Here is a 13,277-nt window from a genome sequence, read left to right on the forward strand (position 1 = left end):
CAGTGCTCACAAAATCCATGTGGGAACGAGCCTGCTCGCGAAGGGGCCGGCACAGTCACCGCAAATCTCTTACACCACCGCAGCCCGACGCTGCACGAACCGGTCGACATACTCATCCGCCGGCGAATGCAGGATCTCGCGCGGGGTGCCGACCTGAATCAGGCGACCGTCCTTGAGGATCGCAATGCGGTTGCCAATGCGCACAGCCTCATCCAGGTCATGGGTGATGAAGACGATGGTCTTGTGCAGGGTCTTTTGCAGTTCCAGCAACTGGTCCTGCATCTCGGCGCGAATCAACGGGTCGAGGGCGCTGAACGCTTCGTCCATCAGGATGATGTCTGTGTCCGCTGCCAAGGCGCGGGCCAGGCCCACACGCTGACGCATGCCACCCGACAGCTGATGCGGGTATTTGTTTTCGTAGCCCTTGAGGCCCACGGTGTTGATCCAGTGCAGCGCGCGCTCAGAGCACATTTGCTTGCTCTCACCGCGCACTTTCAGGCCGTAGGCGACGTTATCCACCACGGTTTTGTGTGGCAACAGGCCAAAACTCTGGAACACCATGCTGATCTTGTGGCGGCGAAATTCGCGCAGCGCGTCCATGTCGTATTGCAGGATGTCCACGCCGTCCACCAGGATTGCGCCGCTGGTCGGGTCGATCAGGCGATTGAAGTGGCGCACCAGGGTCGATTTGCCGGAACCCGACAGGCCCATGATCACGAAAATCTCACCGGTGCCGATGCTCAGGGACAGATCGTTCACGCCGACCACGCAGCCGGTTTCGGACAGCACCTGGTCCTTGGTTTTGCCCTGGCCAATCATCGCCAGCGCATCTTTGGAGCGGTTGCCGAAAATCTTGAAGACGTTTTTGACTTCGATCTTGCTCACGGTTGCGTTGCTCATTTGCTCACCTCATGCCGTGCCCGACCGTACGCCTGAGTAATGCGGTCGATCACCACAGCCAGAATCACGATCGCCAGACCGGCTTCCAGGCCACGTCCGACGTTGAGTGTCTGAATCCCCACCAGTACGTCTTCGCCCAAGCCACGGGCACCGATCATCGAAGCAATCACGACCATCGACAGCGCCATCATGGTGGTCTGGTTGATGCCGGCCATGATGCTCGGCAACGCCAGGGGCAGTTGCACGCCAAACAGTTGCTGCCAGCGGTTCGCACCGAAGGCGTTGATCGCTTCCATCACTTCACCGTCAACCTGGCGAATGCCCAGGTCGGTCAAGCGAATCAGCGGGGGGGCGGCGTAGATCACGGTGGCGAAAATCGCCGGTACCTTGCCCAAGCCAAACAGCATCAGCACCGGGATCAGGTACACGAAGCTCGGCATGGTTTGCATGATGTCCAACAGCGGCATCAAGATCGAACGCAGGCGATTGCTGCGTGCCGAGAGAATGCCCAGCGGAATGCCGATCAGTACCGAAATGATCGTCGCCACCATCATCAGCGCCAGGGTTTGCATCAGCTTGTCCCAGAGGCCGACCGCCCCCACCAGGAACAACAAGCCGACAATCACGGCCGTGGTCACCACTTTGCGCGTGGCGTGCCAGGCAATGCCCGCGACGATGGCGAGCATCAGCCACCAGGGCGCCGCACGCAGCAGGCCTTCAAGGTTGACGATGGCCCACAGCAGCGTGTCAGAGATCTGCCGGAACACGTCGCCGTAGTTGGTGACCAGCGAATCGACCCAACCGTTGACCCAGTCGGCGATGGAAAAGGTAAAGCTTTCGGGAAACATAGGAGACTCTCAATCAAGGGGTTGCGATCAAGCGTCCGACTGCCGCTACCGGCAGTCGGAGAGGCTCAACCTACAAGGCCGCGTCGATTTTCTTGGCTGCGTCTTCGCTCACCCACGCGTGCCAGACTTCAGGATGTTCCTTCAAGAAGATCTTCGCCAGTTTTGGCGACTCGATCCGCTCTTTGGTCATGCGCCCAAGGTTCTGGTTGAGGATGTCGATTGGCACGTTGACCTTTTCCAGCACGGCCACCAGTTCAGGGGCCTGTTCGTGGAAAGTCTTGGACAGGCCGACCTTGATATCCACGGTCTTGTTCACGCCGGGTTTCTCTTCGAGTTTCACCGCATCGATCTGGCCCATCAGCGGGGTTGGCGACCAGTAGTAGAACAGGATCGGCTCGCCACGCTTGTAGCTCGACAGCACGGCAGCATCCAGCGCCGGGCCGGTGCCTGGGCGGAAGTTGGTGTAGGTGCTTTCCAGGCCGTAGCTTTTCAGCATTTCGCTGTTGTCCAACTCGCAGGTCCAGCCGGCCGGGCAGTTGTAGAAACGGCCCTTGGATGGCTCTTCGGCGTCCTTGAAAATCGCCGAGTATTTACCCAGATCGGCAATGTTTTTCAGGTCGGGGGCCTTGGCTTCCAGCTTGCGCTTGGCATCGCCTTCGATGACGTAACGCGGCACGTACCAGCCTTCGATTGCGCCCACCACAGGTGCGCCGACACCGACGACTTTGCCGGCCTTCTCAGCCTTGTTCCAGACTTCGCTGCGGCCGACCCACTCTTCGGCAAACACTTGAATGTCGTTGCTGCTCAGGGCGTTTTCCATGGTGATGGAGTTACCCGGCAGGCTGTCGGTCTTGCAGTCGTAGCCTTTCTCCAACACGACTTGCATCACGTCGGTCAGCAGCATGGCGCTTTCCCAGTTCAGGCCGGCAAATTTCACCGGTTTGCCCGACTCGCACCAACCGGCTGCCTGGGTGGCGCCGGCACTGGCCAGCAGGCCCATGGAAAGCAGTGTGGTCAGCAGGGTCTTGTTCGATTTCATTGTTGTGACGCTCCTAATCATGAATTGGCTTACGGCAGTCAAGAGGCATCCAGCCCTGTCCACGTCCAATCAGGCCTGCGTCGCAACGCGACCGGTCCCGCTTGTTTTAGGTTGTACAACGCTGTCCTGCTCGACCGGCAGGATCAGTTGATCAGGCACGGAGCCGTGCCATTTTTTCGCACACACGTAATACAGGGCTGCGGGAATCACCAGACCGATGATCCAGGAAATATCCACATCACCCAAAGCGGCCACCAGCGGACCGGTATAGAACTTGGTCGAGATGAACGGCAACTGCACCAGCACACCGAAGACATAAACGCTGATACCGAGGGCGTTCCAACGGCCGTAGCGACCGTTAGGATCGGCCAGCGCCGGCACGTCATAGCGCTCGCGGGTGATGCAGTAGTAATCCACCAGGTTAATCGCGCTCCATGGCGTGAAGAACGCCAGCAGGAACAGGATGAAGGACTTGAACGCACCGAGGAACGAGTGCTGACCGAGCAACGCCATCAGGGTCGCAGCACCAACAATGACCAGCACGAAGACCAGACGCTGCAAGCGCGATACCTTCAGGTCACCCCGGAAACCGCTGATGATGGTCGCAATGCACATGAAGCTGCCGTAGGAGTTCAGCGTGGAGATCGTGACCTTGCCGAACGCGATGCTGAAATACAGCAGCGCAGCGGTGGCACCGGTACCGCCCAGGCCGACAATGTAGGCGACTTCATGACCAGCGAATTGCCCGTTGGCCGATGCGGCAGCGAACACGCCGAGGACCATCGCGACCTGCGCACCAATGACCGAACCGGCACCTGCGGCGAAAAAAGTTTTCACCGAGGAAATCTTGCTCGGCAGGTAGCGAGAGTAGTCAGCCACGTAAGGACCGAAAGCGATCTGCCAGGACGCCGCGAGCGATACCGCGAGCAAGAAACTGCTCCAGCTGAAGTGGCGGATTTGCAACAGTGCGCCCACATCAACCTGGCTCATCAGGCGGCTGAACAGATAAACAAAGGCAATCACGCCAATGACACTGGCCACCCGGCCGATCCAATGGATCACCCGATAACCCAGCACCGTGACCAGCACGATGACACTGGCGAAGATCAGGATGCCGACGCTGTCGCTGACGCCAAACAACTGGCCCAGCGCCTGACCGGAAAGCACGGTGCCCGTTGCGGTGAAGCCGAGGTACATCAAGCAGACCAGCACGATCGGGATGGCCGCGCCATACACGCCGAACTGCACCCGGCTGGAAATCATCTGCGGCAGGCCCAGCTTGGGCCCTTGCGCCGCATGCAACGCCATGACCCCGCCGCCGAGCAGTTGACCGATCAACAGACCGATCAACGACCAGAACACGTCACCGCCCAGTACCACGGCCAAGGCCCCGGTGACTATCGCAGTGATTTGCAGGTTGGCACCCATCCACAGGGTGAACTGGCTAAATAGACGACCGTGTCTTTCCGCTTCCGGGATGTAGTCGATCGAGCGCTTCTCGATCAACGGTTTGTTGCCTGCACGATCGTTGACAGCCATGGTTCAACCTCTGTGGATTGTTATGGGAATTCGCGTGGTTCTGCTTTTCTGTGGGAGCGAGCTTGCTCGCGATTGCGATCTGTCAGTCTGCACAGGTGTTGAATGTGCTGGCCTCATCGCGAGCAAGCTCGCTCCCACAGGTAAAGCAGTTCCACAGGTTTTGCGTGTTACTTGCCAGTAATCATCGGCAGGTTCAGCCCTTGTTCCTTGGCGCAGTCGATCGCGATCTGATAACCCGCATCAGCGTGACGCATAACGCCGGTCGCCGGGTCGTTGTGCAGGACGCGAGCGATACGCTCGGCCGCTTCGTCAGTACCGTCGCAGACAATTACCATGCCCGAGTGTTGGGAGAAGCCCATGCCGACACCGCCGCCGTGGTGCAGGGAAACCCAGGTCGCGCCGCTCGCCGTGTTCAGCAGAGCGTTGAGCAGTGGCCAGTCGGACACAGCGTCGGAACCATCCTGCATCGATTCGGTTTCGCGATTCGGGCTGGCAACAGAGCCGGAGTCCAGGTGATCACGACCGATCACGATTGGCGCGGACAATTCACCGCTGCGCACCATTTCGTTGAACGCCAGGCCCAGCTTGGCGCGCAGGCCCAGGCCAACCCAGCAGATACGTGCCGGCAGCCCCTGGAAGCTGATGCGCTCGCGGGCCATGTCCAGCCAGTTGTGCAGGTGGGCGTCGTCCGGGATCAGCTCTTTTACTTTGGCGTCGGTCTTGTAGATGTCTTCAGCGTTGCCAGACAGTGCAGCCCAACGGAATGGACCGATGCCGCGGCAGAACAGCGGACGGATGTAAGCCGGTACGAAGCCTGGGAAGTCGAATGCGTTTTCCACGCCTTCTTCCTGGGCCATCTGACGGATGTTGTTGCCGTAGTCGAAAGTCGGGATGCCCATTTTCTGGAAATCCAGCATCGCTTTAACGTGAACGGCCATCGACTGCTTGGCGGCTTTGACCACAGCAGCTGGCTCGGTCTTGGCGCGAGCGCGGTACTCTTCCCAGGTCCAGCCGGCCGGCAGGTAACCGTTGAGCGGGTCGTGGGCGCTGGTCTGGTCGGTGACCATGTCCGGGCGTACGCCACGACGAACCAGTTCCGGCAGGATTTCAGCGGCGTTACCCAGCAGCGCGATGGAAATCGCTTTGCCTTCTTTGGTGTATTTTTCGATGCGGGCCAGCGCGTCGTCGAGGTCTTTGGCCTGCTCGTCGACGTAGCGGCTGTTCAAACGGAAATCGATGCTGACCTGCTGGCATTCGATGTTCAGCGAGCAAGCGCCGGCCAGGGTCGCGGCCAGAGGTTGAGCGCCGCCCATGCCGCCCAGACCGGCGGTCAGGACCCAACGACCCTTCAGGTCATCGTTGTAGTGTTGGCGACCGGCTTCGACGAAGGTTTCGTAGGTGCCCTGAACGATGCCCTGGCTACCGATGTAGATCCAGCTGCCGGCAGTCATCTGGCCGTACATGGCCAGGCCTTTGGCGTCCAGTTCGTTGAAGTGTTCCCAGCTCGCCCAGTGTGGCACCAGGTTGGAGTTGGCGATCAGCACGCGCGGTGCGTTGGTGTGGGTCTTGAACACGCCGACCGGCTTGCCGGATTGCACCAGCAGGGTCTCGTCGTCATTCAGGTTGGTCAGGCTTTCGACGATCTTGTCGTAGCATTCCCAGTTACGTGCCGCACGACCGATACCGCCATAAACCACCAGTTCTTTAGGGTTCTCGGCGACTTCAGGGTCGAGGTTGTTCATCAGCATGCGCAGTGGCGCTTCGGTCAGCCAGCTCTTGGCGGTCAGCTTGTTACCGCGTGCGGCACGGATTTCAACGTCACGGCGCTTGGTAAACGTAGGCGTAGGTTTCTGGGTATTGTCAGTCACGAAAAAGACTCCTCAGCGATCAATTCAAACCAACCCTGGCAGTGGGCAAGCCAGCCTGTGCGCATCGTTGCGCAACAAGCGAATCAGTGGACGCTGCGGAGAGTCTCGATCGACTCATACGCATACGTCTTTACTTGTACATACAAGCATATGCAATCAAGCGGCCAACTTCTGGGATGAGTGTTCAAGAAAAGTTCCGGGTGGGTCTGGAAGGCTTGTACATCAAGGGTTTTGAAGGATATGAAATTTTTTGGGGGATATTGTGCGAGGGGGAGCAGCTGTTACTTGAGCGAGGTTTTGCGCCACGCTGGGGCGTTCGGTAACAAGATGGTGCGCGCAGGGGAACATATTTCGCGAGGCGAAAAGCATCGCGGGCAAGCCCGCTCCCACAAGTACGATGATTACCTGTGGGAGCGGGCTTGCCCGCGATATAGGCGACTCGGTGTTGAATCAGCGTGCAGTCAGTTCGATCACGCAGCACGGGCCATTGACAGAAACTTCCAGCAGCCCGGTGTTGCCGTCGAGTTGCAGGCAATCATGGCGCCCCAGTTGCGAAACGCTGTTACCGGCATCCACTTCCAAGGCGTCCGCGATGCTGAACACCAGCACGGTGCCCGCCGAACTGAAAAACCGCTGCTCGCCCGCCAGCCACTGCAACCGCGCGCTGTAACGCTGCGGCGCATAAATCAGGTTGAAGTCGCGGATCGGCCCGCCGAGCAGTGTGCAGGACACCACGCTCTCGCCGCTGAAGGCAAACGGGTGCAGCGGTAACAACGGATGCGTGTCCTGGCCATCGACCCGCAAGGTCATGCCGTCACCTTGCAGCACGGTGATAACCCGCTCGTAACCGGTGAACGTCGAGAAGCCCCCCGACTCGCCAATGTCGGCAATCGACAGGCGCCAGCCGAAACCCTCAAGGCCAACGCCTGCATCGCGGGTGATTTCTTCAGTGCTGCCGCCGCCGTTCTTCCACGGCATGCGTGGGTAATCGATGGCGCGTAAAACCTTCACTTGATTCATTTATGGCGCTCTATTTATGAAACCGACCTTCCAGACGATGACGGGAACCGGGGTGGATCAAACGAGCAGCCGTCACTGGCTGACGGCCGGACCAGGTGCGGCGGCGAATCAGCAGGCACGGCTCGCCCTTTTCAATCTGCAGCAACTTGCACTCGGACGCCTCGGCGAGGATCGCCTCGACCACATGCTCGCCTTCGGTCAGCGGCGCGACCTGATTCAGATAGGCGTAAGGCGTTTGCAGGGTGAAATCCTGCTTGAGGTAGTCCGGGGCGACCAGCGCGTTGACGAAACGGTCTTCGATTTGCACCGGGATATCGTTTTCGAAATGCACGATCAGCGAGTGGAAAACCCTCTGCCCTTCGCGCATATCCAGAGCCAAAGCACGCTCGGAACCGGCGGCCTCTTCCTCAAGGGTGATGACCTTGCAGGTATGGCGATGACCACGGGAGGCGATTTCGTCGGCGATGTTGTGCACTTCAAACAATGCAGACTGGCTTTTCGGCTCAGCGACAAACGTGCCGACGCCTTGCATGCGCACCAACAGGCCGTCGGCAGTCATCTCGCGCAACGCGCGGTTGATGGTCATGCGACTGAAACCGAGTTGGCTGACCAATTCGCTTTCCGACGGAACGCGGTAGTGCGGCGGCCAGTTTCCACTGTCGATTTGCTGGGTGATCATCTGTTTGACGCGGGCGTACAAGGGCGCCGGACTGTCGCCCATGTTCGCGGCCAACGGTGACACTTGGGGCGGAGTCGGCACGTTTAATCCTTGGTCGTTTGATGGAAGTTGCTAGCTTGCCGGAGTTTACCGAGCAGGCAAACGTCTGTATATGTATATACAAATAACACACGATGGGGTGCTGAACCATGACCGCCTTCTTTGCCGAACGCGCGCTGCTGCCTAGTGGATGGGCCAACAATGTACGTCTTGAGGTCAGCGCCGCGGGCGTATTGACCCATATCCAGGCCGATTCTCACGCAGATGGCGCCGAACGGCTAAGCGGTCCGCTGCTGCCGGGCATGCCGAATCTGCACTCCCATGCCTTCCAGCGAGCAATGGCCGGTCTGGCGGAAGTGGCGGGCAATCCGAATGACAGTTTCTGGACCTGGCGCGATCTGATGTATCGCCTCGTCGGAAAAATCAGCCCGGACCAACTCGGCGTCATCGCCCGTCAGCTGTACATCGAAATGCTCAAGGCCGGTTACACATCGGTCGCGGAATTCCACTATGTACATCACGACACCCATGGCCAGCCTTACGCCGATCCGGCCGAGCTGGCGCTGCGCATCAGCCAGGCCGCCAGTTCCGCCGGTATCGGCCTGACCCTGCTGCCAGTGCTCTACAGCCATTCCGGTTTCGGTGGCCAGATGCCTAACGAAGGCCAGCGCCGCTTTATCAACAGCACCGAAAACTACCTGAAACTTCAGTCGCGCTTGCAGCCGGTCCTTGCGCAGCAACCGGCGCAGTCGCTGGGCTTGTGCTTCCACTCGTTGCGCGCCGTCACGCCGCAGCAGATCAGCGAAGTGCTGGCCGCCAGCGACAAGCAATGCCCAGTGCACATTCACATTGCCGAACAGCAGAAGGAAGTCGACGACTGCCTGACCTGGAGCGGTCGTCGTCCATTGCAGTGGCTGTACGAAAATACCGAAGTCGATCAGCGCTGGTGCCTGGTTCATGCCACTCACGCCAATGCCGAAGAAGTCTCGCTGATGGCCAAGAGTCGCGCCATTGCCGGTTTGTGCCTGACGACCGAAGCCAACCTCGGCGACGGGATTTTCCCGGCGGTGGATTTCCTCGCTCAAGGCGGACGCATGGGCATCGGCTCCGACAGCCATGTGTCGTTGAGCGTGGTGGAAGAATTGCGCTGGCTGGAATACGGCCAGCGTCTGCGCGATCAGCGGCGTAACCGCTTATATGGCGCGCAGCAGCCGATGGTCGGTCGCACACTGTACGACGCGGCACTGGATGGCGGCGCTCAGGCGCTGGGCCAACCGATTGGCGCGCTGGAAGTCGGTAAGCGTGCGGATTGGCTGGTGCTGGACGGTGACGATCCGTACCTGGCGACGGCCAGTGGTGACGGGATTCTGAATCGCTGGCTGTTTGCCGGTGGTGATCGCCAGGTTCGCGATGTGCTGGTCAATGGCCAGTGGGTCGTGCGTGACGGGCGCCATGCCGGAGAAGAAGAAAGCAATCGCGCCTTTACCCAAGTCCTGCGCGACCTCTTGGGCTAACCACAAACGACTGTGGGAGCGAGCTTGCTCGCGAAGGGGTCATCAGATTCAACAGATATGTTGACTGACAGTCCGCCTTCGCGAGCACGCCCGCTCCCGCATTTGTTATGCGCTAACCGTTAGTTCGAGGTCTTGGCCATCTGCGTATCAGTCGCACGCCAGATCAGCCGCGTGGTGTCGTAACCTTGCTGGCGCGCCTTGCTCAGCAACTCCTCTCGCACGACGCCATTGACCGTCGGGGTCCGTGACAGCAGCCACAGGTACTTGCGACTCGGATCGCCGACAATGGCGGTCTTGTAGTCATCGCTGACGTACAACACCCAATATTCGCCCTTCGCCGTACCGGGTAGCAGTCGAGAAAACCAGGTATCGAACTCGACCCACAGTTTGTCGAATTTACCCGACACCTGTGGATAAGCCGTGCCCTTGACCTCTTCCCACTGCCACTGCGGCGTCAGGCAGCGGTTCAACACCGCCATGTTGCCGTCAGGCTTCAGACTGTAATGGGCTTCGGACTGAGCGCAATCTCGCTGGAAATACATCGGCAGGCGAGCCAATTCGTACCAGGTTCCTTGGTAACGCTTGAGGTTGACGCTGTTGACGGTTTTGGGTGCCAACGAATCATGGCCAGAAGTGGCGCAGCCAGCCAATACCAGGCCGGCAAAAAGTACGAACAGGAACCGCTTCATTGTTTTTCTCCCGTGGGCGCAACGCCCCGGTTTACTTCAGGCCTTGGCCGGAAAACATCAATACTTTGTCACCGGCGTACTGCACGCTGATAAAGCTGTTCTTGTCGCCCCAGGTGCAACTGGACATGCCGAGCGCGCCCGAGCAATCAGCCGGTTTACCCAACAACGTTTCGACCTCGGCCTTAGGCATGCCGGACGACAGCTTCGAGTAGTTTTCCTGATTGACCTTGCTGCATGCGGCCAACAACACGCAGAACGAGAGCAAGGCGATTGAACGCAGCGACATGGTGAAACTCCTGGAACGAAGGGAATGGCATGGCTGCCAAGCTGAAGCTTAGAAGAGAAAACCCCCATCTGGTTCCCCGACCGCTTCGCTATTTATCAGGCCACTCGTCTGCCTTTTTTTGAAAAATCAGCCACTTTCCTGCGCCATTGAGTATTTCGTCCGTTTTTGCAAAAAGACGCCTAATCTTTGGCGCCGGCCAGTCGACATAGAAGCTGCGTAAAGCCCTCGACTGTGGCGAATTGACGCCCCTCGCTGATCAGCCCCTCCGCGGTAGTGCATTTAATGACCAGAAACATGAAATTCAGCCACAAGATCTTGCTGGCCGCCGCCCTCGTGGTCGCCGTTGCGTTCGCCTGCTTTATCCTGTTCAACGACTACCGCCAGCGCCAGACACTGCGCAGCAGTACCGAGTCCTCGATGCAGGAACTCGGCAGCCTGACCACCAGCAACATCCAGACCTGGCTGGAAAGCCGCATCCAGTTGCTGCAATCGTTGTCCCAGCAGATCGCCGTGGATGGCAGCGCACCCGCCAACCTGAAACGCGCCATCGACCTGCCGGCCTACACCAGCAACTTCCAGCTGAGCTATTTCGGCGGCACTGACGGTGTGATGTTCTCGGTTCCGGCCGGCAATCGCGCCGCCGACTATGATCCTCGGGTCCGTGGCTGGTACAAGGCGGCCAATAGCGCCCAACAGACCATCGTCACCGAACCGTACATTGCCGCGTCTTCCGGCAAACTGGTGATCACCGTCGCCACGCCCGTGAAGTATCAGGGTCAGATGATCGGCGTCGCCGGTGCGGACATCGACTTGTCCAGCGTCAGTGCGATCATCAACTCGCTGAACTTCGGCGGCCACGGTCATGCGTTCATCGTCAGCGCCGACGGCAAGATCCTGATCCACCCGGACAGCAAGCTGGTACTCAAAGGGCTGGCCGACGCCTACCCGAACGGCGCGCCGAACGTCAGCCCGGGCATGAAAGAAGTCGAGCTCGACGGCAAGACCCAGTTCATCTCCTTCACCCACGTCAACGGCGTGCCGTCAGCGGACTGGTACGTGGCACTGGTGCTGGATCAGGAAACAGCGTTTTCGATGCTCAGCGAATTCCGCACCTCGGCGATCATCGCCATGGTCATCGCCGTGGTGATCATCATCGCGCTGCTGGGCATGTTGATCAGTTTTCTGATGCAGCCATTGCTGACCATGGGCCGCGCAATGCATGACATCGCCGAAGGTGAAGGTGACCTGACCAAGCGCCTGACCATCCACGGCCAGGACGAATTCGGCGCACTGGGCACCTCGTTCAACCGTTTTGTAGAGCGTATTCACACCTCGATTCGCGAAGTGTCTTCGGCCACCGGCCAGGTCAACGAAGTGGCCCTGCGCGTGGTGGCGGCTTCCAACTCGTCGATGTTCAACTCCGACCAGCAAGCCTCGCGCACCAGCAGCGTGGCCGCAGCGATCAACCAACTGGGCGCTGCCGCGCAGGAAATCGCCCAGAACGCCGCCCTCGCCTCGCAGCATTCGAGCGACGCCCGCGCCCTGGCTGAAGACGGCCAGCAAGTGGTGGATAAAACCATCGCGGCGATGCAGCAATTGTCGGCGAAGATCAGCGACTCGTGCGGCAACATCGAAACGCTCAACAGCAACACGGTGAACATCGGGCAGATTCTGGAGGTGATCACCAGCATCTCCCAGCAGACCAACTTGCTGGCCCTGAACGCGGCCATCGAAGCAGCTCGTGCCGGTGAGGCCGGTCGTGGTTTTGCCGTGGTGGCGGATGAGGTGCGCAACCTCGCCCACCGCACTCAGGATTCGGCGCAGCAAGTGCAGAAGATGATCGAGGAGCTGCAAGTCGGCGCCCGTGAAGCGGTCAGCACCATGACCGACAGCCAGCGACAGAGCGAAAGCAGCGTCGGTATCGCCAATCAGGCCGGTGAGCGTTTGGGTAGCGTGACGCAGCGCATTGGTGAGATCGACGGGATGAACCAGTCGGTGGCGACGGCGACGGAAGAGCAGACGGCCGTGGTGGAGTCGATCAATGTCGACATTACCGAGATCAACACGTTGAACCAGGAAGGTGTGGAGAACCTGCAGTCGACCTTGCGTGCGTGTGCGGATCTTGAACAGCAGGCGGCGCGGTTGAAGCAGTTGGTGGGCAGCTTCAGGATTTAAGCTGCTTCCAAAGGCCCCTTCGCGAGCAAGCCCACAATCGGGCTCGTTCGCGAAGGCGGCATTGGCAACAACGAAAAACTAGAACCGTGACCCCGGCTTGGAAAGAAACGCCAACTCCTCAGCCGTAGATTCCCGCCCCAACACCGCATTGCGATGCGGAAACCGCCCAAACTGCGCAATCACCTTCTGATGCTTCCTGGCGTAATCCAGGTAATCGGCAAACAGCGCTCGATCCGTTTCCGGCTGCTGCGCAACCAGATCGATGTGGCGTGAAACCGCCTCGTCCTGCACCGCCAGTTGCTCGCAATGCTCCAGCACCAGGTAAATAAACACCCGCTGAATCGGCTTCAATTGCCGATCAAAATCCGCAGCAATGCCTTGCGCCACCAGTGCCTGAGCCCTGAGATCGCCGGAAAAGGATTCTGGAGTGTCGCGATAGATCATTCGCGGGAGTTGATCGAGCAGCAGCACGAGGGCCAGCCAACCTTCGGGGCGTTGCGCCCAGTCAGTCAATCCGCCGGCCAGAGCCTGCTCGACCCAGTCCCCGAAACGCGTTTGCGCTTCGAGGTCCTGGCTGTCGCGCTTGCCGAACCATAACTTGCCCTTGGCGGCCGCTGTTTCTTTCGCTGATCCGGAAGAACCGAACCACCAATCGAGCAACGGCTGCCAGGGCGCGGTCAT

General features: G+C 59.4%; 12 protein-coding genes and 1 pseudogene. 3 read left to right on the plus strand and 10 right to left on the minus strand.

All coding sequences use genetic code 11. The annotated features are described in order from the left end of the window. Positions 1-69: 69 nt before the first annotated feature. The 7 genes from NL116_RS30215 to hutC all read right to left on the minus strand — a co-directional run bounded on the left by NL116_RS30215 (position 70) and on the right by hutC (position 7,935). Positions 70-900: a quaternary amine ABC transporter ATP-binding protein gene (locus NL116_RS30215; RefSeq protein WP_494375240.1), complete on the minus strand. Its 831-nt coding sequence runs from the start codon at positions 898-900 to the stop codon at positions 70-72. Further along, complete coding sequence (locus NL116_RS30220; RefSeq protein WP_494375241.1) at positions 897-1,748, minus strand: ABC transporter permease; 852 nt, start codon at positions 1,746-1,748, stop codon at positions 897-899. Before NL116_RS30220 ends, NL116_RS30215 begins: the two co-directional genes overlap by 4 nt. 70 nt (positions 1,749-1,818) lie before the next feature. Next, positions 1,819-2,787, minus strand: coding sequence for an ABC transporter substrate-binding protein (locus NL116_RS30225; RefSeq protein ID WP_027922140.1), 969 nt, complete (start codon positions 2,785-2,787; stop codon positions 1,819-1,821). A gap of 69 nt (positions 2,788-2,856) precedes the next feature. Next, positions 2,857-4,326 carry a purine-cytosine permease family protein gene (locus NL116_RS30230; RefSeq protein ID WP_494375242.1) on the minus strand — a complete coding sequence of 490 codons (1,470 nt, stop codon included), beginning with the start codon at positions 4,324-4,326 and terminating at the stop codon, positions 2,857-2,859. A gap of 167 nt (positions 4,327-4,493) precedes the next feature. Further along, positions 4,494-6,194, minus strand: coding sequence for a urocanate hydratase (gene hutU, locus NL116_RS30235; RefSeq protein ID WP_494375243.1), 1,701 nt, complete (start codon positions 6,192-6,194; stop codon positions 4,494-4,496). A gap of 450 nt (positions 6,195-6,644) precedes the next feature. Next, positions 6,645-7,214, minus strand: coding sequence for a HutD/Ves family protein (locus NL116_RS30240; protein WP_494375244.1), 570 nt, complete (start codon positions 7,212-7,214; stop codon positions 6,645-6,647). A 10-nt stretch (positions 7,215-7,224) separates the two neighbouring features. Next, positions 7,225-7,935, minus strand: a complete 711-nt coding sequence (hutC, locus tag NL116_RS30245) for a histidine utilization transcriptional repressor HutC (protein WP_154505298.1) — start codon at positions 7,933-7,935, stop codon at positions 7,225-7,227. A gap of 146 nt (positions 7,936-8,081) precedes the next feature. Between hutC and NL116_RS30250 the strand changes: the two genes are divergently transcribed. Continuing rightward, on the plus strand, positions 8,082-9,446 hold the full coding sequence (locus NL116_RS30250; protein WP_494375245.1) for a formimidoylglutamate deiminase: 1,365 nt from the start codon (positions 8,082-8,084) through the stop codon (positions 9,444-9,446). Positions 9,447-9,565: 119 nt separating this feature from the next. Here NL116_RS30250 and NL116_RS30255 read toward each other — a convergent pair whose 3' ends face one another. Beyond that, positions 9,566-10,135: a lipocalin family protein gene (locus NL116_RS30255; protein ID WP_027922146.1), complete on the minus strand. Its 570-nt coding sequence runs from the start codon at positions 10,133-10,135 to the stop codon at positions 9,566-9,568. Between the two features lie 31 nt (positions 10,136-10,166). Then, positions 10,167-10,421: a lipoprotein gene (locus NL116_RS30260; protein ID WP_046052167.1), complete on the minus strand. Its 255-nt coding sequence runs from the start codon at positions 10,419-10,421 to the stop codon at positions 10,167-10,169. Positions 10,422-10,838: 417 nt separating this feature from the next. On the opposite strand from NL116_RS30260, the pseudogene NL116_RS30265 reads away from it, so the two are divergent. Together NL116_RS30265 and NL116_RS30270 are read left to right on the plus strand one after the other, a co-directional pair. Further along, a pseudogene (locus NL116_RS30265) lies at positions 10,839-11,690 on the plus strand (cache domain-containing protein); the annotation flags it as partial. A 141-nt stretch (positions 11,691-11,831) separates the two neighbouring features. After that, positions 11,832-12,596 (plus strand): methyl-accepting chemotaxis protein, encoded by a 765-nt coding sequence (locus NL116_RS30270; RefSeq protein ID WP_370694468.1) that lies wholly within the window; start codon positions 11,832-11,834, stop codon positions 12,594-12,596. Positions 12,597-12,674: 78 nt separating this feature from the next. On the opposite strand, the gene NL116_RS30275 is transcribed toward NL116_RS30270, so the two are convergent. Continuing rightward, a complete protein-coding gene (locus NL116_RS30275) occupies positions 12,675-13,277 on the minus strand; it encodes a DUF924 family protein (protein ID WP_494375246.1) in 603 nt (200 codons plus the stop codon).

It is taken from the genome of Pseudomonas sp. FBCC-B1667, from assembly GCF_059133255.1.

Bases quoted from the DNA above. Each gene is read 5' to 3' on its own strand.
- NL116_RS30215 (WP_494375240.1), bottom strand. From the start codon at position 900: ATGAGCAACGCAACCGTGAGCAAGATCGAAGTCAAAAACGTCTTCAAG.
- NL116_RS30220 (WP_494375241.1), bottom strand. From the start codon at position 1,748: ATGTTTCCCGAAAGCTTTACCTTTTCCATCGCCGACTGGGTCAACGGT.
- NL116_RS30225 (WP_027922140.1), bottom strand. From the start codon at position 2,787: ATGAAATCGAACAAGACCCTGCTGACCACACTGCTTTCCATGGGCCTG.
- NL116_RS30230 (WP_494375242.1), bottom strand. From the start codon at position 4,326: ATGGCTGTCAACGATCGTGCAGGCAACAAACCGTTGATCGAGAAGCGC.
- NL116_RS30240 (WP_494375244.1), bottom strand. From the start codon at position 7,214: ATGAATCAAGTGAAGGTTTTACGCGCCATCGATTACCCACGCATGCCG.
- hutC (WP_154505298.1), bottom strand. From the start codon at position 7,935: ATGGGCGACAGTCCGGCGCCCTTGTACGCCCGCGTCAAACAGATGATC.
- NL116_RS30250 (WP_494375245.1), top strand. From the start codon at position 8,082: ATGACCGCCTTCTTTGCCGAACGCGCGCTGCTGCCTAGTGGATGGGCC.
- NL116_RS30255 (WP_027922146.1), bottom strand. From the start codon at position 10,135: ATGAAGCGGTTCCTGTTCGTACTTTTTGCCGGCCTGGTATTGGCTGGC.
- NL116_RS30260 (WP_046052167.1), bottom strand. From the start codon at position 10,421: ATGTCGCTGCGTTCAATCGCCTTGCTCTCGTTCTGCGTGTTGTTGGCC.
- NL116_RS30270 (WP_370694468.1), top strand. From the start codon at position 11,832: ATGTTCAACTCCGACCAGCAAGCCTCGCGCACCAGCAGCGTGGCCGCA.
- NL116_RS30275 (WP_494375246.1), bottom strand. From the start codon at position 13,277: ATGACCGCGCCCTGGCAGCCGTTGCTCGATTGGTGGTTCGGTTCTTCC.